General features: G+C 51.5%; 18 protein-coding genes and 1 pseudogene. 6 read left to right on the top strand and 13 right to left on the bottom strand.

Annotation, left to right across the window (positions count from 1 at the left end; translation table 11 throughout):
* Nucleotide 1 precedes the first annotated feature (1 nt).
* Together ehuB and EXW96_RS21465 are read right to left on the bottom strand one after the other, a co-directional pair.
* A complete protein-coding gene (gene ehuB / locus EXW96_RS21470; RefSeq protein ID WP_375256471.1) occupies nt 2–862 on the bottom strand; it encodes an ectoine/hydroxyectoine ABC transporter substrate-binding protein EhuB in 861 nt (286 codons plus the stop codon).
* A 352-nt stretch (nt 863–1,214) separates the two neighbouring features.
* Complete coding sequence (locus EXW96_RS21465; RefSeq protein WP_174351371.1) at nt 1,215–2,174, bottom strand: hypothetical protein; 960 nt, start codon at nt 2,172–2,174, stop codon at nt 1,215–1,217.
* Between the two features lie 338 nt (nt 2,175–2,512).
* Here EXW96_RS21465 and EXW96_RS21460 point away from each other — a divergent pair, with 338 nt between their 5' ends.
* On the top strand, nt 2,513–3,232 hold the full coding sequence (locus tag EXW96_RS21460) for a class I SAM-dependent methyltransferase (protein ID WP_054817563.1): 720 nt from the start codon (nt 2,513–2,515) through the stop codon (nt 3,230–3,232).
* Between the two features lie 38 nt (nt 3,233–3,270).
* On the top strand, nt 3,271–4,014 hold the full coding sequence (locus EXW96_RS21455; RefSeq protein WP_174351370.1) for a nucleotidyltransferase domain-containing protein: 744 nt from the start codon (nt 3,271–3,273) through the stop codon (nt 4,012–4,014).
* 350 nt (nt 4,015–4,364) lie between these two features.
* On the opposite strand, the gene EXW96_RS21450 is transcribed toward EXW96_RS21455, so the two are convergent.
* From EXW96_RS21450 to EXW96_RS21435, 4 genes and pseudogenes are all read right to left on the bottom strand, one after another.
* Entirely contained in the window at nt 4,365–4,931 is a 567-nt protein-coding gene (locus EXW96_RS21450) for a suppressor of fused domain protein (protein ID WP_174351369.1), read from the bottom strand.
* Nucleotides 4,928–5,215, bottom strand: a pseudogene (locus EXW96_RS21445) (HNH/ENDO VII family nuclease); the annotation flags it as partial. The gene EXW96_RS21450 and the pseudogene EXW96_RS21445, both read right to left, overlap by 4 nt.
* Before the next feature lie 79 nt (nt 5,216–5,294).
* Nucleotides 5,295–7,169 carry a PAS domain S-box protein gene (locus tag EXW96_RS21440; protein ID WP_074728502.1) on the bottom strand — a complete coding sequence of 625 codons (1,875 nt, stop codon included), beginning with the start codon at nt 7,167–7,169 and terminating at the stop codon, nt 5,295–5,297.
* Between the two features lie 279 nt (nt 7,170–7,448).
* Nucleotides 7,449–7,676: a hypothetical protein gene (locus tag EXW96_RS21435; protein ID WP_054817559.1), complete on the bottom strand. Its 228-nt coding sequence runs from the start codon at nt 7,674–7,676 to the stop codon at nt 7,449–7,451.
* A gap of 765 nt (nt 7,677–8,441) precedes the next feature.
* Here EXW96_RS21435 and EXW96_RS21430 point away from each other — a divergent pair.
* Nucleotides 8,442–8,894: a Fur family transcriptional regulator gene (locus EXW96_RS21430; protein ID WP_054817558.1), complete on the top strand. Its 453-nt coding sequence runs from the start codon at nt 8,442–8,444 to the stop codon at nt 8,892–8,894.
* 91 nt (nt 8,895–8,985) lie between these two features.
* Here the strand turns inward: EXW96_RS21430 and EXW96_RS21425 are convergent, their stop codons facing one another.
* The 7 genes from EXW96_RS21425 to EXW96_RS21395 all read right to left on the bottom strand — a co-directional run bounded on the left by EXW96_RS21425 (nt 8,986) and on the right by EXW96_RS21395 (nt 18,159).
* Nucleotides 8,986–9,831: an ABC transporter permease gene (locus tag EXW96_RS21425; protein WP_082660869.1), complete on the bottom strand. Its 846-nt coding sequence runs from the start codon at nt 9,829–9,831 to the stop codon at nt 8,986–8,988.
* Between the two features lie 3 nt (nt 9,832–9,834).
* Nucleotides 9,835–10,611 carry an ABC transporter ATP-binding protein gene (locus EXW96_RS21420; protein ID WP_054817557.1) on the bottom strand — a complete coding sequence of 259 codons (777 nt, stop codon included), beginning with the start codon at nt 10,609–10,611 and terminating at the stop codon, nt 9,835–9,837.
* 4 nt (nt 10,612–10,615) lie between these two features.
* Nucleotides 10,616–11,677, bottom strand: coding sequence for an ABC transporter substrate-binding protein (locus EXW96_RS21415; RefSeq protein ID WP_174351367.1), 1,062 nt, complete (start codon nt 11,675–11,677; stop codon nt 10,616–10,618).
* A gap of 305 nt (nt 11,678–11,982) precedes the next feature.
* Nucleotides 11,983–12,366: a PaaI family thioesterase gene (locus tag EXW96_RS21410; protein ID WP_074728637.1), complete on the bottom strand. Its 384-nt coding sequence runs from the start codon at nt 12,364–12,366 to the stop codon at nt 11,983–11,985.
* 377 nt (nt 12,367–12,743) lie between these two features.
* Nucleotides 12,744–14,516: an acyl-CoA dehydrogenase family protein gene (locus EXW96_RS21405; protein ID WP_174351366.1), complete on the bottom strand. Its 1,773-nt coding sequence runs from the start codon at nt 14,514–14,516 to the stop codon at nt 12,744–12,746.
* A 36-nt stretch (nt 14,517–14,552) separates the two neighbouring features.
* Nucleotides 14,553–15,737: an acetyl-CoA C-acyltransferase gene (locus EXW96_RS21400; RefSeq protein ID WP_174351365.1), complete on the bottom strand. Its 1,185-nt coding sequence runs from the start codon at nt 15,735–15,737 to the stop codon at nt 14,553–14,555.
* Nucleotides 15,738–15,762: 25 nt separating this feature from the next.
* Nucleotides 15,763–18,159: a 3-hydroxyacyl-CoA dehydrogenase/enoyl-CoA hydratase family protein gene (locus tag EXW96_RS21395; protein ID WP_174351364.1), complete on the bottom strand. Its 2,397-nt coding sequence runs from the start codon at nt 18,157–18,159 to the stop codon at nt 15,763–15,765.
* Between the two features lie 198 nt (nt 18,160–18,357).
* Here EXW96_RS21395 and EXW96_RS21390 point away from each other — a divergent pair, with 198 nt between their 5' ends.
* The 3 genes from EXW96_RS21390 to EXW96_RS21380 are packed head-to-tail and all read left to right on the top strand — an operon-like array spanning nt 18,358 to nt 20,754.
* Nucleotides 18,358–18,945 carry a fatty acid metabolism transcriptional regulator FadR gene (locus tag EXW96_RS21390; RefSeq protein WP_074728513.1) on the top strand — a complete coding sequence of 196 codons (588 nt, stop codon included), beginning with the start codon at nt 18,358–18,360 and terminating at the stop codon, nt 18,943–18,945.
* Nucleotides 18,946–18,983: 38 nt separating this feature from the next.
* Complete coding sequence (locus EXW96_RS21385) at nt 18,984–19,751, top strand: electron transfer flavoprotein subunit beta/FixA family protein (protein ID WP_054817553.1); 768 nt, start codon at nt 18,984–18,986, stop codon at nt 19,749–19,751.
* Between the two features lie 25 nt (nt 19,752–19,776).
* Nucleotides 19,777–20,754: an electron transfer flavoprotein subunit alpha/FixB family protein gene (locus EXW96_RS21380; protein ID WP_174351363.1), complete on the top strand. Its 978-nt coding sequence runs from the start codon at nt 19,777–19,779 to the stop codon at nt 20,752–20,754.
* The last annotated feature ends 11 nt before the right edge of the window (nt 20,755–20,765 follow it).

The following is a 20,765-nucleotide window of genomic DNA, read 5'->3' as shown; positions in this document are numbered from 1 at the left end:
GTTATTGACCGCACAGCTTCGCGGCCGTCATGTCGCCCGGAAGCTCATCCTCCGTGAATCCGAATTTCTGCAGGATCGTCAGAAGCTCGCCCGACTCCTTCAGCTTCTTCAATTCTGCATTGAATGCGTCTTTAAACTCCTGGTCATCCTGCCGGAAAGCGGTAGCTCCATATCCTCTGACACTTTTGCCGTCCACGATCGGCTGCTGGAAGTCGGACACCCGTTCCAAATTGCTGTCATTCGCCGTATCCAGCATGGACTGCAGCGATGGCCCCGTCATCGTAATCGCTTCCGCGCGTCCTGCTTGCAGGGCGCTGATGGCGGTTGCCTGATCGGGGACGACCAGTATGCGATCCCTGGGCACGCCGGATGCTTCCAAATACCCGATTTCCACCGCACCGGCCATAACCGCCACACGGGCACTCTTATTCCCGGCAATATCCTTGTAGCTGTATAAAGCCAAAGGATTCCCTTTTTTGACGGCAATCGCTTCTCCGATGCTGTACTCCGGATCGGCAAAAGCGACAGCCGAGCAGCGGTCCGGATGAATGAACATACCCGCAGTAATCAGATCAAACCGTTTGGCCTGCAAGCCGGCGATCAGAGAACCGAATTCGGTGAATTCACCGCGCATTTCGTTAATACCCAAATTTTTCAATACGGTCCGTGCAATCTCTACCGCTTCACCGGTCAGTTCCCCGTCCGCCGTTTGGTAGGCGTAAGGTTTTTCGTTGGCGAATCCTACTGTGACATAACCTTGTTCTTGCGCTCTGGCTAATGTGCCCTCTTTATTGCCTCCGGCGGCAGCCGGTCTGTCTCCCTCAGGAGCTCCGGCATCATTTACAGTTCCGCATCCTGCCACTGCCGCAAACAATAAAAGAATGAGCGGAATGTTCAACCATTGCCTCAAGCTGTCCCACATCCCTCCAAATGTTTTTGATCGCGATCACTTTAAATGCTAACATGATCTCATCTGTGGGTCATGTCGGATATCCCAGCATTATTCCAGATTATCCCTCTTCTCCTAGGGTAAGGAAAGCTCACCTGCCCTATACTCCTTATTCCCGGCATATCCTCCCGGATTATACCCAATTCTCCGGTTTACGTCGAAAGTCTTGCTATGTTATGGCATTACCATAATCCGTCCCTTATGTCAAATGACAAAATCCTACAAATAGCACATGAAAAAAGATCCTTAAGACCTATACCATTTTTTAAGAAAAGCTCGTAGCTGTGTATGTGACAGAAACAATTTGCCAGGGAGCATCGCCAGAAGCTTTGTTCAGCACAAAGGTAAATGTCTGTTTTTCCGGGCGCTTTCCTGCCGCGTGCACCGTCACCTCTACCGGAAGCTCGAAGCGGGTTTGTCCGCTGACGTCTTTTTCATTGAAATCGCTTATCTTCCGGATGGACTTGATTTGACCTATGGTTTGGATGAAATAGTGCAGCGCCGGATTCTCCCGGTCTGCAAACGATCTACGAAGCAGCTCGGGATCCTGTTGATTAAGGGCTACAAAGAAACTGTCGATCACCCCGTACGGAGATGCTTGCTTGAACGCTTCATCCAAACGGCCCGCCGCTTTGTAGACCATCCACTGATGGTCAGGGTCCACGTTCGCCGATCGATGCGTAGAGCTGCCGAGAAAATGGATGCAGAAGTGGCCGGAAAAGGCGTTATCCGGGATCCCGTCACCTCCGTGGGGCATTCCATGCATGGATGCGGCAAGCGATATCCCGTCGATTTGCACCAGTATGGCTCTTCGTCTCCAGCTCCACTCTCCGCTGTAGATTCGCTTCATTACCCCGGTATCCGCTTTGGTGAGCGGCTGCATGTCCGCATAGCTGCTCCCCGCCCGCCGCTGCGCCCGAAAACGCAAACCCGTTTCGAGATCCACGACCTGAACGACAGATTTCATATAGACCGTTCTCTTGGCGTCTTTCCAGGGAACCAGCCTTCCGTAATGAGCGGTCCGTGCAGCATGAATATAGTCTTTCATCTGCTCCTTTAAGGCAGGCTTCAACAGTAAGGTCTCCTTACGGCTTGTATCATACCAGTCCCCCTGTTCGTCAACCGCATACAGAACATCGCCTCCCGGCCTTTGCAGCCAAATATAGGTATCCGTCGGTATCCGGCGCAGCGGCGTACCAGCTTTCAAGTTCCGAAGCTGTTTCATGAGACCTCGAGTGTACGGACAATTCCGTTATCATCTCCGATTCCGAAGATGCCTTGACGATAACCTTGATATGATCTTGCGGACGGGCGGCCGCAGCAGGGGGAACCGGCCGGATCATACCCAAGCTGATCAAAGCCGCAAGACAGACATGCATCAGGTTGCTCATCGCTTCTCCTCCGTTTCTTTGATCAAAAATACAAGCTTTAGCATTTTCCGCTTTCCACCGTTATATTCCTGAGTTCCCAATGAAAAAGTGAAGAGACGGGGCGTCTGTCCATATCCCTTTTCCTTTTTGTCATAAAATAGAACCATATCTGAGATGGGTAGGTGATGAGCGGGTGCAATATTTGGATATGTTAACCCTTTTGGGTGCAGGAAGCGCGCACCCCGGCGGCTTTGCGGCCACACTGGAACAGCTGCGCCGTTTTCCTCTTCCACCGAAAAGCCGGGTACTCGAAGTCGGCTGCGGCACCGGCAGAACATCCTGCCACTTGGTTAAGCAGGGACACACCGTGACAGGGCTCGACATTCGGCCGGAAATGCTGGCAAAAGCAAGGGTTCGAGCCGAAAATGAAGGCCTGCAGCTTGATTTTGTCGAGGGCAGCATTACGGCTCTTCCGTTTGACGATGATACCTTCGATATCGTGCTGGCGGAATCCGTGACCAATTTTGCCGATATTCCCTCCGCTATCAAAGAATATCACCGCGTGCTGAAGCCCGGCGGCATGCTCTATGATCGCGAGGTTATCATTTCGGAATCTATCCCTGCGGATGTGTTCACGAAACTGACCGCCTTTTTCGGCTTTGGCGGACTGCTTACCGAAGAGGCATGGATCGCTTTGCTTCGGGATCATTTCTCGGATAGCCAGGTGCAGGACCGGTCGGCATTTCAAGAGCATATGGCCGCCGACCAGTCGATTCATCCCGATCTTCATCAAATCATCGATCAGCAGGCCATCCTCGACGCCGCCATCTGGCGTACTTCGCTGGAGCACGATGAGTTGATTCTGGATAATCGGGACTATATAAGCTACGCGCTGTTAATCGCACGCAAATAGGCTAAAGATCGAAAACTATTCAGTCAGGCGGGACCAAGATGAAGAAAATATCTTATATGGAAGCAGCGGAGCGGTTTGTTGCAAACCAATTTCCGTCTTGTGAGGCGGCCATTCTGGCCGGAAGTGTCGTGCAGGGGGGGGCGACCGAAACGTCGGATCTGGATATCGTCATATTGGACGAATCCGGTCCAGGTCCGTTTCGCCGGACATACAAAGCATTCGGTTGGGTGATTGAGGCGTTCGTTCTTACAAAAGAGACATATCGTTATTTCTTCGATCAAGGCATCGAGTGTGCCATTCCGTCGCTGCTTCGAATGTGCGCGGAAGGCGTGCCGATCCGCGGACACGAAACCGTCCTCAGCCTGGCTGAGGAGGCGAGGCGGGACCTGCTCGCCGGTCCTCCCGCCTGGTCCAGACAGGAGTTGGACCAGGCGCGGTACGAAATCGGCGAAGCGCTGCACGATTTGCTCGGCACAGATCATCGCGGCGAGGGCTTGTTTATCGCAGCCAAGCTGGCTGAGGGACTGGCCGCCTTCGCCCTTCGTACCGGAGGACAATGGCTCGGCGACGGAAAATGGATGTACCGCAGCCTGGAACGGTTTAATCCCGATCTGGGCAAGGAACTACTGGAAGCGCTCAACGCATATTACAAGTTCGACCGGAAGGAGCCGCTTGCCGTCCATGCCCTTTCGCTTCTGGAGCCTTACGGCGGGATATTGACGGAGGGCTACAGCGAGGGGGAGATGGAAGGGTTTGGGGATCGAGTAGGAGAGGGCGGCTAACCCCCGTCCTCTCACCTATGAAAACATGGATTTGGTATAGACATGCTTCAGGAAGGCATGAACAGCTTCTGAGAGCATGACATAGGGGTTCAGTTGCAGTCATATCTGAAAAAAAACGCAAGAATACGAAGATAACAAAAAACAGGTCAATCATGGTGGTATCTGACCATAATCGACCTGTTCAATGTAACGCTATGGCGTTAAATAGGGTATACTTTTTCAGCTATTCTGTGCGTACATCTCAATTCATGCAAACTTCCTACAGGTAGAACAAAGGTTATGTTGGTAATCATGAGGTAAAGTGGTTCATTCGTTTGTGGGTAACCCTCCGTTTTGTCATGTAACTACAATCAAATAACGGAAGGTCTATTCAAATCCAAAATGTCAACGTCTGACTCTTCCAATAAATCTTCTAACGCTTCGCTCCCATGTTTTTGGGCGTATACAAACTCTGTATCAGAAATTGGAATTGCCTGTAACCAAGCTACTTTTTTATCTTCAAAATGTAGGGTTTCAAGGTCCTTATCCCATAAAAATAAAATATGTTTTGTGTTTAATTCTGGGTAATACATTTTTACAATGTTAGGGTAAATTGTTCCCGGTGAACATGAATAATCGGAATTGATAACATTAAAAGCACAAGTACTAATAATATTGCCGAATTGTTCATATTCAGCAGGACTAGCACCAACAAACTCAATTCTTAATGGCTTATCTTCAACACTTAATCCGATATCGTAACTTGATAAACCGATAGTTGAGTAAGATACTTCACCACCGCAAGGGGAGTCAACAGACTGAAGTATAGCTATCTTACTTATGTTATTATCATCCCCATAATTAAACACAGAAGCCTTGCCTCCAAATATATCAGCTATATATTTGGCAATTTGTTTTTTTTCGGGCGTTACACTCATCCCTCGTCATCCTCTCTTAATGGACCTGAATAGCTATCCGTGTCATCCTCTAGTTTATGACTTCTATTTGAACTTGGCAATTCGGGGACATAATGGTCAGGATTATTATGTTCATCTAAAAACTGTTTCCTAGAATTTCCTCTCTCAGCCGCACTAATTTGATGTTTTCTAAACTCGTATCCCGGTTTATGACCCATATCCCACGGTTCTTCTTTGTTCATTACTTTTTTAGTGAGTGGGTCTCTTACTTTACCATCACTATCTTTGGCATTATCCCAAACTTTGCCCTAAAGATGACGCCCATGCTGGGCGTACAAATATAAACAGCGGATCGGGAACCCCGATCCGCTGTTTGCACTTCTATTACAAACTGTTATTGGCGAATACAGGCAATACGATTTCGACCGTTGTTCCTTTTCCTACCTCGCTCGAAATAGATACATGACCGCCGTGTCTTTCAATGATTTGAAAGCTGACCATCATCCCAAGGCCTGTGCCGTGCTCCTTGGTCGTAAAAAACGGATGGCCGATCCGCTCCAATTGATCGGCAGGTATGCCGCTGCCTTGATCAATCACACGCACGACAATCCGGTCCTCTTCCAGCTTGTTCGCCCGAACCGTAATGATACCGCCATGCGGCATCGCCTCTACCGCATTTTTCATCACGTTGATGAATACCTGTTTAAGCTGATTCTCATCGCCGTCAATGAAGGGAAGGCTCTGTTCGCATTCCTTGACGATTTCGATACTGTTCATAATCGCTTGAGACTCGACCAATGTCGTGACGTGCTCCAGCAAACGGTGAATGTCTACCGGCAGGTATTGAACCGCCCGAGGCTTGGCCAGAATCAGCATTTCACCCAATATCTGTTCAATCCGGTTGATTTCCGATGAGATGATGTCGTAGTACTGCTGCTTATCCGCCGCTCCCGATTTCAGAAGCTGGATAAAGCCTTTGACGGCGGTCAGCGGATTACGAAGTTCGTGGGCAATTCCCGCGGCCAGCTGTCCGACGAGCGACAGCTTCTCCGAATTTTGCAGCAATTCCTGCGCCTTGCGGGCTTCGCTAATATCTTTTGCAATAATGCGCACGGCATAATGCCCTTCATACCAGGTAGGAACCGCCGAAAACTCCACCTCAACCGGCTCTCCCTGCACGGTAATAAACTTGCCTTTAAACGTGGTAACGAAATCATCGTTACTTAACGTTTCGGTCAGACTGGATGCCGCCTGAAGCACGTCCGGATCAATGAAATCGTGGACCGGTTTGTTCAGCAGCTCGCCCCTGTTGGCGGCTCCCAACAGCCGGACAGCCATTTCGTTCACACAGACCCACTTGCCGTCCTGCTGAATAAGGAGCGCTTCCGGCATCTCTTCAATAAGCCTCCTGTATTTCTCCTCGCTTTTCAGCAGCTCTTCCTCAGCCTGTTTTCTAGTAGTAATATCCCGTCCGACCGTCATAATATTACTGATCTGTCCATTTTCATCCTTGATTAATTTAACCGAATTTTCCATCCATATGTAATTTCCTTTTTTATGTAAGACTCGGCATATATGTATACAATCATCTGTATAACCATCCATGTGCTTACTCTGTATCTGCTGAAAATCCTCTGGATGAATCAATTCGGCAGAATTTCTCCCGATCAATTCCTCCTCATGGTATCCCAGCAGGCGGTGTATAGCCGGAGAGGTATAAAGAATGATACCTTCCGGATCACAATACGAAATAATATCATGCGAATGGACCGCGATCAGCTCGTAAAGCTGCGGACATTTTTGTTCCTGCACCGGAATAATCGGATTTGTCCCCAGTGCTGTATCATTCCCCTGCCGTTCATCATGATTCCGGGAATCCCCCCCGGGCTGGGTCAGGTATAAAATGAACCAGGCCTCCGTACCCGTTTCCTCGCTTACGTATTTGGAAGCCGTTATTCTTAAAGGCACCGCATAGCCTTCCCGGTGGCGCCAGTCGAATTCCATCTGACGGGAGGTGCTTTCACTTGAAAGCAGGTTCAGTTCATCCCAAAACTTCCTCTTGTTTTCCAAGCTGTCGGGGTGGCACAAATCATCGATCATTTGTCCGACAAATTCCGACTCCGAATAACCCAAAATCTGGCATAACGCCTTGTTAGCTGCCAATAAACGGCCGGAAGCGGCTGCCAAAGCCATACCTGCCGGGGAATGATGGAAACTAAGGAGAAACAAGGGGTGATTAATAAGATTGTCTATAGCCATTCCATGCCTCCTGCAATTTTTCCAGCCACTGGTATTATTAAAGAAAACATTCTATGTACAGGCCGGTTTATCCTTCTATTCTAATGCAAAAAATTCATCTTTTGGCTGACAATGAGTGAGCCCTTTCGTTGAAAAACAACGGCGGCGCACAAGCAAGAAGGTAACGGCAGGTTCTTCAAGACGCATGCGCATAAGGTAAAGACTACCCGTGTGCAATGATCGCCAAAAAGGTCCTTCGCGCGAAGCAAAGGACCTTTTTGAGGTGATGAGGTTCTTATATCAATAAAGTGAGAGCGCCAATGTGTCTCTCTCGTTAATCGAATGAAGGATCGCTTCACAGCCTACCACTTCAATACTAATCAACGTTTGAAGACATTTCTTCAGTGCATGTCTTCCCGTCTCTAACTTATTGTCCAACGCCGTCTTCAGCAGCTTTAACGTTTTCTTATTCAAGTTGTCGGCGAAAACGGGGATTTGTTTGTTTTCGATCGTGACGAACACTTTCATCCCTAACACCGTCCCTACATATCAGATTTGCTTATTTATTGATAGGATAAATTACGATTATTAAAATAAGCTTAAAATATTATTACAAATTGTCAACATCTTTTTGCATTTTTTTTAAGAAATGATGCTGACTTGAAAAATCGAATATGATTCTCGTGAAGGACAAACCATATATTCGACAAAGTGTGAGGGAAGCAGGAAGAGTGTCCATTTCCCGGGAAATTCGTCGAGTCATTATTTCGGGCTAATGGAATCAGTTATAGGAAAGCTCCCATTCGCGGCTTACAAGGAATTTTCTGCTGCTAAGCCATATATATCCATGCGGCCACCCCTTGGTGCTTATTGCTTTTAGTTGTTATTATATTATAATAATTATAATTTTCAATAGATACAAACAAATTAAATAACCCTCCTCTTTGCGGCTGGTGAACATTTCTCCACGGCCCATATAGGGGGGATTTGAACATCACATTACACTCCGTCTTCCCATTTTCTCTTCATCCTCGAAAAATGAATGCTGAATATCCCCTTCAAACGCCAGCGATCGTTGCCGATCATGCGCTCCCTGCCTTTTCACCTCCGGCAACTATGGGATTTCCCTCCCATCCGCAACCGGGATCTGATCATGAATAACGCTTGAACATCAGATTAGCTTCATCCATTCTTCATCAAACCTTCATATGATGATCATGACCGTTTTGCATAACACTGATATTATTGAATATAATTAGATTAAGTCTAATTTTAATTTTAAAGGAGGACGCTATGCAAATCACGATCAACGATGCCATTCGTCATTTACAGGCGGCTAATATTCGTATAACAAAACAAAGAGAGCTCATTTTGGAGCATTTATATTTGAAATTATCTCACCCTACGGCTGAAGAATTGTTCGAGTCGATTTATGCCGCTTATCCGAAGTACGTGAGCATGACGACTATTTACAAAAATCTCCGCACGTTAAAGGGGCTGGGGCTGCTGAAGGATTTTCATACTCATCATGGCGATATTCTGCGGTATGATACGAATACCGAGCCTCATCATCATTTGTATTGCGTTCATTGCAGCAAAATCCAGGACTTTACGGCGGCCCTGCCGGAATTAGCCGAATTCGGAAACGGCTTCCGGCCGGAGAACGCCTATCTTGAAGTATCCGGTATATGCGATTCCTGTGAGCGGCTTCAGCTTCAAGGCCAAAGCTTCAAAGTCGCCATTTGAAGGGGAACGTAATCACGAAACTGAAAAAAGCACTCACCGAAAGGAAAGCCTTCCGGCGGGTGCTTTTTGAACGTTCACTTGCTTATTCCGATTATTTCCAAGGCAGCAGTTTGCGTTCAAGCCACTGAAGTCCCCGATTGAAGAGAAGGCCTAACAAAGACAGGAGCAGAACCCCAACCATCAGCTTCGTCGTAATCATCAAATTCCCGTAATGCAGAATCATCGATCCGATTCCTTGTTGAGCCGCGATCATTTCCGCCGATACCAGAAGCAGTAAGGAGGTACCGGCCGCGAGCTTAAGCCCGGCGAAGATCATCGGCAGGGCCCCGGGAAGAATGACCTTCCGAATGACGTTCAGATGGCTGGAGCCGAACGTAACCGCTGCTTTGATCCATATGGGATCCACGTTCTTGACGCCCGAGAATGTATTGATCACCACGGGAAAAAATACACCAAGGGCAATCATTGTAAACTTGGGCGCTTCCCCGATCCCGAGCCATAGAATAATCAAAGGCAGCAAAGCAATTTTCGGAATCGGATAAATGGAATACACCACAGGCGAAAGTACAGCGTCTGCCCAGCGCGAAAAGCCCAGAATGAGCCCGATCAGAATGCCGCTGACCGCGCCAATGCCATACCCGACGATAATCCGGGACAAGCTGGCCAGGATGTTCTCATGCAGCTCACCGCTGGACAGCATCTCCCAGCCGTCCGATAAAATCAGCGTCGGAGCAGGCAGGAACAATGGCGGCACAAGCCCCAGCCGGCAAATGATCTCCCACAGAAGCAGGAGACCGACAATACCGAGCACGGACGCATAAGCCGGTATTTTCTGCTCCAGGAAGGATACGCGGTTGCGAATCACATGCCGCTGCAGTCCTTGTGCCGAAGCATGGGCAGTCCTTTCCGGTATCGATTCATTTGATGCTTGACTCATGCCCTAACCCTCCTTCAGCGCTTCCTGTGCATCATGCCGGATCAGCTGCCAGATTTCATTTGCGTACCGCTCGAAGGCCGCGCGATGCTCTTCCCGGTCTCTTCCGGTCTTGGGAAGATCGATATGAATCACTTCCTTGATTTGTCCCGGATGACGGGAAAGCACGATCACCCGGTCAGCCAAATAGACCGCCTCTTGAATATTGTGCGTGACATATAAAGTGCTTAATCGGGTACGGTTCCAGATGGAAAGCAGCTCCTCCTGCATCAGCGTACGCGTCTGCGCATCCAACGCGGAGAACGGTTCGTCCATCAGCAGCAAATCCGGTTCGACGGCAAGCGCCCTGGCAATGCCCGCGCGTTGACGCATCCCGCCCGACAACTGTTTGGGATAAGCCGATTCAAATCCCGTGAGCCCGACCATATCGATATAATATTTGCCTTTTTCCTGCTGCTCCTGCTTGCTCGCACCCTGCTCTTCCAGACCGAACACCACATTCTCGTAAACCGTCCTCCAGGGAAAAAGCGCAATTTCCTGAAAAACGATGCCGAGCCGGGGAGGTTTGTCCGAAGATAAACCCTCAAAATATACCTCTCCTCCCGAAGGAGACAGCAACCCGCCGACAATATTGAGAAGTGTAGACTTCCCGCATCCGCTGGGACCGACCAATACCACAAACTCTTGCTCTTCAATCGTAAAGTTGATATTTCTAAGAGCGGTAACCTCTCGCTTCTTCGAGTCGATAAACCGTTTCTCCACGTTGTCCACTACGATTCTCATGGCATTATTTCTCCAGCTTGCTGAGCGCTTCGTCCAGCAGAGCAGTATTAACAATCTCTTGGGTGTCGATGGCTTTGTCGATCAGCTTCTCTTTGGCATACCATTCTACCTGCGTTTTGATGTCTTCGGCCAAAAGCTTCCCGTCACGATCGATATAAGGAAGTCCTTGCTTCACGACTTCTTCGGGTTGGTCCGTGTATTTGGCAACGATCTTAACCACTTCATCATAATTGGCTCCCGGTACGAGCTTGCCGTCTTTTTTGGTCAGCACTGCATCGTAGTAATAGCGTGTAGCTTTGGCATACGCCTTCAAAAAGCGTACGGCCGCATCCTGGTTGCCCGCCAGCTTGGGTGAGAAGAAAATACCGGAGGTTTGATACTCGATTTCGTCTCCTACCTGAGCGATGACTTTACCGTAACCTTCCTTCACTACAGCGGTGATGTTCGGCTCATTCAGCATAACCGCATCCACCTGCTTGCTCTTGAGCGACTCCATCAAGCCTTTAATACTGTTCAAAGGCACCAATTGAACATCCTTCAGCGTCAGTCCGTGCTTTTCAAGCAGGCGTCCGGCCATGTAATGATAGGTTGATCCGGTTTGTGTAATACCGATTTTCTTTCCTTTCAATTCCTCAATCGCTTTGACCGGAGAATCGGATGGAACCATCAGGGCTGTAGAAGAATAGCCTTCCTGCTCTCTGCCTTTGTCGGCAACAATCACGAGCTTTTGCCCGCCGGCTACCATGTTGTACAAGCTTGCCGTAATTCCGGTTGCCCCCACATCCACGCTTCCTCCTGCAGTGGCTACAGCAATCGGCTGCGCCGCATCGAACCATTTGGCTTTCGCGTCGATATTTTCCTCTTGAAAGAATCCTTTCTCAAGCCCGATAAATAATGGCGCGGAACTGGCCAGCTTGAGCATGCCGATTTCTACCGATACCGCTTCCGTTTGCGTTTTGGCGGATTCTGTTGCGTTCCCCGGTGCTGCTTCCTTATTCCCGCAGCCTGCAAGAGCAGTGGTGATGAACAGCACTGCAGTCAATGCGAAGAGTGATGCTTTTTTCATTCTGTTAACCCTCCAGTTTTTCTAGTTGATTTTGGGGCAAATCTTATACGCATTCGACACGTATTTGCAATATTCCTTCAAAGCTTCTAAATTTATGGCATGACCGGGTCGAATGGTATGTGCTAATGTAAATCAAAGTCATGAAATCAACAGCCGGCTTTTCCTCCTTCAAGTCTTGTGCTGCGGCATGTCAATTACCTCCGCATAAGAAATAGACCGCTCCGCCCAAGGACCCGGTCTACGGTCTGCAGCTCTTATGATAACACTGCACAGTCTGGTACTTCAAGCCAGATCGCAATCCTCCTTCATTTTTTGTCGATAACCCGGAACGACGCGGTTGCCATCGAGCACAAAATGTTATTTTCGTTCTTTAGCGTTGCCTGGGTGGTAATCGTTCTGGCTGACATATGAACGATTTCCGCCACCGCCGTCACTTTGCCCTTGCCTGCCGGCGCGGTAAAATGCATATTCAAGCCCGAAGTGACGACATCGCTGTCCGGACGGGCGGTCATCGCTGCAAGACCCATCGCGGTATCGAGCAGCGACGTATGCACGCCTCCGTGAAGAATGCCGATGAAATTCAGATGGTGCTCTTTCACATCCAGCGTGACGATGGCCCTATGTTCGTTCCATTCCACCAATTCACAGCCCAGATAGCCCCAAAAGGTATGCTGAGCCTCCTCCAGCATGCGTTCGATTTTTTTTGAATTTGTTCAGTATTCACAGTATCTCTCCATTCGGCGGCCAGACGTTCCTGCCCCAGTGTTCGAGCTCCTTTGCTTTCAAGGACTCTTCTTCCTTCCGGACAATATAAGTTTACACCGTTTCACCGCGGAAGGGGATCGGCACGCCCAAGGCGGCGGCTTCTTCCCTATCCGATGCATAAACGGCGCCTCCTCGATTTCCCGGGGAACCTATTGAAGCCTCCGGCAATAATTCTGTCTCTCATACGGTCCTTGATATCATAATACCCTTTCTCGTCCATTCGCGCCATATCCGCCGCATATATCCAACCATCTTCCGGCATACGGCACGCGGCCGGGATCCTTCAGATGGTTCCATCGGATTAGCGCACGAATTTCTCCGACTCCAACACTCTGGCGGCGATTTGCCGCTTTAGCCCCACCGTATTGACCGGCGTACGGCGGGCCAGCTTCTTTAATACGGAAAGCTGAGTGCGTAACACGTCTCCGGTCTCTACTGCCGACAGTGTCTCTTTGGCAAGCGACTCTATCCTTTCGAACGCCTCATGCACGAAGACCCTTGTCATATCGATGGCGCATGCCGTTTTGTCTTCGCCCTGTTTTGCGATCCGTTGTCGGGTACGAAGGAGTGAGCTTTCCATAGCATAGATCTGAATCATCATATCCGCCAGATGGCTGAGCGCTTCCTGTTCCTGCTCAAGCTGCGTCTGATATTTCTGGACGGCGGCTCCGCCCGTCATCAGAAATATCTTTTTGGCCATGGAAACCAGGTGCGTTTCTTCCTCTAATATGCCCTCAAACCGCTGCCCCGAAACGACCTGAAGCAGCTCCGACTGAAGCGCCTGCACTTTCTGGATGAGCGGCAGCTCGCCCTTCATGGCGCGTCTCATCAGCGTGCCGGGGATGAGCAAACGATTGATTTCATTCGTCCCTTCAAAGATGCGGTTGATCCGCGAATCACGGTATATGCGCTCGATTTTGTATTCCTGGATAAAACCGTAGCCGCCGTGAATCTGCACGCCTTCATCCGCTACGAACTGGAGGGTTTCCGAACCAAACACCTTATTGATGGAGTACTCCAGCGCATACTCGGCTATCGCCTTGGCGGACTGGACTCCCGCTTCCGGACTGCCGTGATCGATATCGCTGAGCCCCGCATCCATCAAGCCCGCCGTGCGGTAGACCATGCTTTCAAGCGCATAAGTACGAACATTCATTTCGGCCAGCTTCTTGCCGATGAGCGGAAAGGAGGAGATTGGTTTGCCGAATTGCTTGCGTGCATTGGCATATTTGGCGGATATTTCGATTGCATCCTTCGAGGCGCCGAGACAGCCCGCGGCCAGCTTGAAACGGCCGATGTTCAGTATATTGAAGGCGATTAAATGGCCTTTGCCCGCCTCCCACAGCAGGTTTTCCACGGGAACCTTTACATCTTCAAGGATGAGCGCGCAGGTGGAGGACCCTTTGATGCCCATCTTCTTTTCCTCCGGACCGATGCTTACGCCTTCCATCTTCCGCTCCACTATGAAGGTGCTGAAGTCCTTTCCGTCCACCTTCGCATAAACGATGAAAATATCCGCGAAGCCCGCGTTGGTGATAAATTGCTTCATCCCGTTAAGGACGTAATAGCGGCCGTCCTCCGATAGACGCGCCGTCGTTTTCGCGCCAAGCGCATCCGAGCCCGATGAAGGCTCGGTCAGGCAGTAGGCCGCGATGAGCCTGCCGCTGGCCAGATCGGGCAAATATTTCTTTTTCTGCTCCGGCGTGCCGAAATAAACGATCGGGAGAGTGCCGATGCCGACATGGGCACCGACGGACAGTGCGAAAGAAGAGGCTTTGGACAACCGCTCACTGATCAGTGTCGTGCTGACTTTGTCGAGTCCGAGTCCGCCCAGCGCTTCCGGCACATCCGCGCCCAGAAGTCCGAGCTCGCCGCTCTTTTTCAGCAGCTTCAAGGTCAGCTCGTAGTTCAGCTTCTCAATTTCCTCATCGACCGGAAGCACTTCGCCTTCCACGAAATCTGCCGTCGTCTCCGCAATCATACGCTGCTCCGCCGTCAGTTCATCCGGTGTAACGATGGCTTGACAGTCCAGGTCTTCCAAGACAAAACCGCCGCCTATCACTTTGTCCGCCATATCCATCTCTCCTCCATCGTATGATATTTCAACCCGCTATTTCGGGTACACTTCAAACACACCGGCCGCCCCCATGCCGCCGCCGATGCACATCGACACCACACCATAACCTCCGCCGCGGCGACGCAGCTCGTAGATCAGGCCTGCCGTCAGCTTCGTACCCGTGCAGCCGAGCGGATGACCGAGAGCAATCGCGCCTCCGTTGACATTCACCAGGCTCTCATCCAGCTGAAGCTCCCGGATAATATGCACACATTGAGAAGCGAACGCTTCATTGATTTCAAAGAGCCGGATATCCTCCAGGCCGAGACCCGCGCGCTCAAGTGCCATGGGGATCGCCTCTACCGGTCCGACGCCCATGATTTCAGGGTTCACCCCCGCCAGGGCGAACGAGCGAAAGGCAGCGAGCGGCGAAAGTCCCAGCTTCTCCGCTTTCTCCCGGCTCATCACGAGTACGGCCGCTGCACCGTCGCTCATCTGCGAGGCGTTGCCCGCGGTAACGGAGCCGCCCGCTTTGAACGCCGGCTTCAGCTTGGCCAGTCCCTCCAGCGTCGTATCCGGACGAATCCCTTCGTCCATATCCAGTACAACCGGCTTCTCCCAAGGCTTGCCGTTATCGCCAAAGCCTCTGAGCGACGTGTGAACCGGAACGATCTCTTCCTTGAAGGCTCCGGACCGGACGGCCGCTGCCGCTTTGCGGTGGCTCGACATCGCGAACCGGTCCTGATCCTCGCGGGAAATGCCGAAGCGGTCTGCCACATTCTCCGCCGTGTGGCCCATGCCGATATAGGCCTGCGGCATCTCCTGCACGAGCTTCGGATGCGGCGACAGCTTGAAGCCGGTCATCGGCACGCGGCTCATGCTTTCCACGCCGCCTGCGATGATGATATCGGCGCCGCCCGCGATAATGCGCTCGGCTGCAAAAGCGATCGACTGCAGGCCCGACGAACAGAACCGGTTGATCGTCAAGGCCGGCACCGTCGAAGGGAATCCGGCGTACAGCGACATGATACGGGCGAAATTCAAGCCCTGCTCCCCTTCGGGCATCGCGCATCCGATGATGATGTCCTCCACGTCCTCTTTCTTCACGCCCGGCACCCGGTCAACGACAGCCTGAAGCACCGTTCTCCCCAAATCCTCCGCCCGGGTATGGGCCAAGCTGCCTTTTTTCGCCCGGCCTACCGGGGTGCGGACAGCGGAAACAATGACGGCTTCTCTCATGAGCGTTCACCTCTCCTCGATTCGCTTAGTTGCGCAACGGCTTGCCTTTGGAAAGCATATGCTGCATACGCTGCTGCGTTTTCGGTTCGCCGCAAAGGCTGAGGAACGCTTCGCGCTCCAGATCCAGCATGTATTGTTCGGTCACCATGGTTCCCGCAGGAACGTCCCCGCCGGCAAGCACATGAGCCAGCTTGCCGGCAATCAGCAGATCGTGGTCGCTGATATACCCGCTTTGCCGCATGGTATATGCTCCGAGCTGCATAACCGCCTTTCCGTCTGCGCCGACCACCCGGATTTTTTCTTTCGGCGGCAGTACATACCCCTCATGCACGAGCCGAAGTGCCGATTGCTTGGCTTCATGGATCAAGCGCTCCTGATTTGCGACGATCCTGTCTGAGGCACGAAGGTAACCGATTTTCCGGGCATCGTGGGCGCTTGTCGACACCTTGGCCGTGCCGATATTCATGAACAGCTCGTTGATGTGCGGCTGCAAATCCGCCTCCGGATTTGGATTCGCCCGGCTTAGCCGCAGCGCCAGCTCCTTGCAGCCCCCTCCCGCGGGAATCAATCCAACCCCTGTTTCCACCAGACCGTAATAGGTCTCCGCGTATGCGCACACCTCGTCAGCCGGCAGACAAGCCTCGACGCCGCCTCCCAAGGTCATGTGGTGAGGAGCGGCAACAACGGGTTTTTCAAAACCTTTGAGCTGCATCATCGTATTCTGGAAAATTCGGATAATGCTGTCGATCTCCTCCCACTCTTCGTTCTGCGCTTCCATCAGCAGCAGCATAATATTGGCGCCGACGCAGAAATTGCGGCCTTGGTTTGCGATGATCAGCGCGTCGTAATTTTGGCGCACCTCTTCCACACTTTGCTGAATCATAAACAGAATATCGGCGCCGATCGCGTTGTTGGGCGAATGGAATTCCAGGCACGCCACGCCGTCGCCCACATCAATCAAGCTGGCGCCGCTGTTGGCGCGGATGATCTTGTTCTGCTCCTTCAAGCTGCGCAGCGAAATGTTCTCGGCAGGCTGATCGGCCGCTTTATATTCCCCTTTGTATACGTAAAATGATTTCCCGTTGGCATGCTGATAGAACGATTCCTTCCCGGATGCAATCCATTCCTTGACCCATACCGGTATGCGCTCCCCCTCCTTCTCCATTCGTTCGACGGATTTTACGAGCCCGATCGCATCCCACGTTTCAAACGGCCCCAGCTCCCAATGAAAGCCCCATTTCATCGCCTTGTCGATATCCGCAATCGAATCGGCGATTTCCCCGACTTTGTCCGCCGAATAAAGCAGCGTTTTCTTCAAAATGTCCCAGGCAAGCCCGGAATAGCGATCCTTGGCGTCGAGCAGCGCCTTCGTCTTTTCCTTGGCTCCTTTGGCCGTTTTGGCCGCCTCAAGCGAGGGGGATGCCGGCTTCCTGCTCTTGCCGTAAGCCATCGCGCCCAAATCGAGGGACAAAATTTCACTGCCCTGCTCTCCCTTGACCTTCTTATAAAAGCCCTGACCGGCCTTCTCGCCGATCCACCCGAAAGACACCATGTCCTTTAGCACCTGCGGCACTTGAAAAGCCTGTTTTTCCGGACCGTCGTCCAATTTTTCATAGACATTATTCGCTACATGCACAAAGGTGTCCAATCCCACAAGATCCAGCGTCCGAAAGGTGGCGCTTTTCGGCCGGCCCATGGCCGGGCCTGTGACGGCGTCTACTTCGTCAACGGTATAGCCTTTGTCGATCATCGTTTGCAGCGTGACCAATAAACCGTAGGTTCCGATTCGATTGGCGATAAAATTCGGTGTATCTTTGGCTACCACCACGCCTTTGCCAAGTCTTTTCCCGCAAAATTCCGTCAATCGGGCCACAATATCCGGATCGGTCGTTTCACCCGGAATGATTTCCAGCAGCTTCATATAGCGCGGAGGATTGAAGAAGTGCGTGCCGAGAACGTGCCGTTTAAACGCTTCGCTCCGGCCTGCTGTCATCCCGTCGATGGAAATGCCCGACGTATTGGAACTCACAATGATCCCCGGCTTCCAATGATTTTCGATTTTGGCCAGCAGCTCCCGCTTTATATGCAGGTTTTCCACGACCGCTTCGATGACCCAATCGACGTCCCGAATTTTACCGAGATCGTCCTCCAGGTTCCCCGGCGTAATCCGGCTGAGGAAGGCGTCGTCATACAGCGGCGACGGTTTGAGTCTGGTCAGTCCGGAAAGCGCGTTTGCCGCCAGGCGGTTGCGGACGGCCGGATGCTCCAGCGTCCATCCTTTGGCTTCTTCATCCGGCGTCAATGCTGCCGGAACGATGTCCAGCAGCAGGCTGGGAATGCCCGCATTGGCGAGATGGGCGGCAATGCCCGCCCCCATGACGCCTGAGCCGATCACGGCAGCTCTATTGATGTTTGTTGCCATGCGCCTCTTACCTCCTGTACCTGTTATTGTTCTTGGACTTTGGCATGACCGAATACCGCTCTGTAACCCCTTACATCTATTGTTATTCCATTTATACAAGAACCATTGACAACGGTTAGCGGATTTCATAAGATGGAATCAGAAAATGAATGAATATTCATTCATAATTTATTTCAATCTTATCACCGGGGTGCGAAGATGACAAGTAAAAAAATAAACAATAAATTCCATTTGATCCTGGACGCGGCTGTCAAAATCTTCGCCGAAAACGGCTATCATGGATCGCAAGTGTCGAAAATTGCCCGCGAAGCCGGCGTCGCTGACGGAACCATTTATTTATATTTCAAAAACAAGGAGGATATTCTCGTGTCGCTTTTTCGGGAACGGCTGGGCGAGTTGGTGGGCAAGTTCAAGGAAAGCGTCGAAGCGTCGTCCACGGCCGATGAAGCGCTCCGCAAAATATGCGAAATTCATTACACCGAGCTGGAGCAAAACACGGACCTCGCTTACGTTACCCAAATTGAATTGCGGCAAAGTTCATTGGAGCTGCGCAAAGCCATAGGTCAAGCAGTCAAACCATATATTCAATTAATAGAAGCCGTACTGGTCAAAGGCATGGAAGAAGGAACCTTCCGCCAAGGGCTGGATGTCAAATTAACGCGGCTGCTGATCTTCGGAGCCATGGATGAAGCCGTCACCTCCTGGCTGATCTCAGGACGCAAATATTCGCTGAGCAAGCAGATCGAACCGACCGTCGAGTTTTTCCTTAAGGCCCTTAAGCCTTGACCTTCTTCTGCCATTTACCTTGGAAAGGGGAAATCCGGATGAATGTGTATGTGATGCTGAAGCAGACGTTTGATACGGAGGAAAAGATCGTCATTGCCAATGGAAAGATCTCGGAAGAAGGCGTCAAATTCGTCATGAATCCTTACGACGAATATGCTGTGGAAGAGGCAATCCGCATAAAGGAGCGGTTCGGGGGACGCATTGTTGTCGTTTCCGTCGGGCCCCAACGCGCTTCCGAGGCGCTGAGGACCGCGCTTGCCATGGGCGCGGACGAAGCCGTCCTGATTTCGGACGACCGCATTTCCCAGGACGAATATGTGGTATCGGAAGTTCTCGCCGCATATTTCGCGGATAAGACGTATGATGTGATTCTCGGCGGCCATTTTTCCATCGATAACGGCGCAGGTCAGGTGGCCGTGCGTTTGGCGGAGCTGCTGCATCTTCCTCACGTATCCTCCGTTATCAAGCTGGAGCTTTCCGCCGGAACCGCCAAAGCAGAGCGCGATGCCGAAGGCAATGTGGAGCTGCTGGAGGTATCTCTTCCGGCACTGTTCACCGCCCAGCAGGGGCTCAACGAACCGCGATACCCGTCCCTGCCCGGCATCATGAAGGCAAAGAGGAAGCCGTTTCAACAGCTGACGCTTGATGATCTGTCCGTGACACCAGAGGCTCTTATACCCAAAACGTCGTTAATCGGGCTGTTTCTTCCTCCGGCAAGACAGGCCGGACAAATATTGCAGGGCGAAATGCCTGAACAGGCAGCCAGGCTTGTCGAACTGCTTCGCACGCAATCCAAGGTCATTTAGACAGCCTGTGAAGGAGGAAATATCCATGAGCAGAACGTATGCGATCATTGCCGAGCATCGTGACGGAAAGCTGCGTCAGGTCACTCTGGAAGCACTTCAAGCAGCGCAAATCGCGTTACCGGAAGGGGGCCGTATTACGGCCATTATCATGGGAAGCCAAGTGGATTCTCTGGCCGATGAGCTCGCCGCCTATCCCTTTGCAGACATTCATCTGATCGAGCATGACAGCCTTCGGCATTACCATCCGGAGGCTTATCTTGCTGCGCTTGCCGGCGTTCTTGATACGATTCGTCCGGACGCCGTGTTCATAGGACATACGGCTGTCGGGCGCGACCTTGCCCCTGCCATCGCTGCGAAGCTGAAAGCCGGCCAGCTGTCGGATGTCATTGCGGCCGAGTCGTCCGGCGAAGGGATCCTATTCACCCGGCCCGTATATGCAGGGAAAGCCTTTGAGAAAAAAAGGTTTACCGATTTCCCATGGGCTGTCACCATAAGGCCTAACAATTTTCCCGCAGTCCCGACAGCCGGCGGAGCGAAAGCCCCCATCGTGAAAACCGCTTACTCCCCTCCCCCGACCCTTCGATCCGTGGTGAAAGACGTTGTCCTCAAGACGTCAGGCAAGGTAGATCTGACAGAGGCGCAAATTGTCGTATCCGGCGGCCGCGGGGTCAAGAGCGCGGATGGCTTCAAGCCTCTCGAAGAGCTGGCGGAGGTATTAAATGGGGCCGTCGGCGCATCGCGTGGCGCATGCGACGCCGGATATTGCGATTACGCCTTGCAAATCGGCCAAACCGGCAAAGTCGTGACGCCGGAAATTTACATCGCCTGCGGCATCAGCGGCGCCATCCAGCATCTGGCCGGCATGAGCCAATCGCGCATCATCATCGCCATCAATAAGGATCCGGAAGCCCCTATTTTTAAAATGGCCGATTACGGCATTGTCGGAGATTTGTTCGAGGTTGTTCCCCTGCTCATCCGGGAATTCAGGAAAGTACTGGAATAACGAACACAAAG

Source organism: Paenibacillus sp. JMULE4 (assembly GCF_013337105.1).
Lineage (GTDB): Bacteria > Bacillota > Bacilli > Paenibacillales > NBRC-103111 > Paenibacillus_G > Paenibacillus_G naphthalenovorans.
The sequence above is the reverse complement of the archived record's forward strand: the minus strand, read 5'-3'. Positions and strand labels throughout refer to the sequence as shown.

What these genes read in the sequence shown, in the direction of transcription:
- EXW96_RS21440 (WP_074728502.1), bottom strand. Translation starts at nt 7,169, where the DNA reads ATGGCTATAGACAATCTTATTAATCACCCCTTGTTTCTCCTTAGTTTC.
- EXW96_RS21420 (WP_054817557.1), bottom strand. Translation starts at nt 10,611, where the DNA reads ATGAGAATCGTAGTGGACAACGTGGAGAAACGGTTTATCGACTCGAAG.
- EXW96_RS21400 (WP_174351365.1), bottom strand. Translation starts at nt 15,737, where the DNA reads ATGAGAGAAGCCGTCATTGTTTCCGCTGTCCGCACCCCGGTAGGCCGG.
- EXW96_RS21465 (WP_174351371.1), bottom strand. Translation starts at nt 2,174, where the DNA reads ATGAAACAGCTTCGGAACTTGAAAGCTGGTACGCCGCTGCGCCGGATA.
- EXW96_RS21425 (WP_082660869.1), bottom strand. Translation starts at nt 9,831, where the DNA reads ATGAGTCAAGCATCAAATGAATCGATACCGGAAAGGACTGCCCATGCT.
- EXW96_RS21455 (WP_174351370.1), top strand. Translation starts at nt 3,271, where the DNA reads ATGAAGAAAATATCTTATATGGAAGCAGCGGAGCGGTTTGTTGCAAAC.
- EXW96_RS21395 (WP_174351364.1), bottom strand. Translation starts at nt 18,159, where the DNA reads ATGGCAACAAACATCAATAGAGCTGCCGTGATCGGCTCAGGCGTCATG.
- EXW96_RS21450 (WP_174351369.1), bottom strand. Translation starts at nt 4,931, where the DNA reads ATGAGTGTAACGCCCGAAAAAAAACAAATTGCCAAATATATAGCTGAT.
- EXW96_RS21435 (WP_054817559.1), bottom strand. Translation starts at nt 7,676, where the DNA reads ATGAAAGTGTTCGTCACGATCGAAAACAAACAAATCCCCGTTTTCGCC.
- EXW96_RS21385 (WP_054817553.1), top strand. Translation starts at nt 18,984, where the DNA reads ATGAATGTGTATGTGATGCTGAAGCAGACGTTTGATACGGAGGAAAAG.
- EXW96_RS21390 (WP_074728513.1), top strand. Translation starts at nt 18,358, where the DNA reads ATGACAAGTAAAAAAATAAACAATAAATTCCATTTGATCCTGGACGCG.
- EXW96_RS21410 (WP_074728637.1), bottom strand. Translation starts at nt 12,366, where the DNA reads ATGCTGGAGGAGGCTCAGCATACCTTTTGGGGCTATCTGGGCTGTGAA.
- EXW96_RS21405 (WP_174351366.1), bottom strand. Translation starts at nt 14,516, where the DNA reads ATGGCGGACAAAGTGATAGGCGGCGGTTTTGTCTTGGAAGACCTGGAC.
- EXW96_RS21380 (WP_174351363.1), top strand. Translation starts at nt 19,777, where the DNA reads ATGAGCAGAACGTATGCGATCATTGCCGAGCATCGTGACGGAAAGCTG.
- EXW96_RS21415 (WP_174351367.1), bottom strand. Translation starts at nt 11,677, where the DNA reads ATGAAAAAAGCATCACTCTTCGCATTGACTGCAGTGCTGTTCATCACC.
- EXW96_RS21430 (WP_054817558.1), top strand. Translation starts at nt 8,442, where the DNA reads ATGCAAATCACGATCAACGATGCCATTCGTCATTTACAGGCGGCTAAT.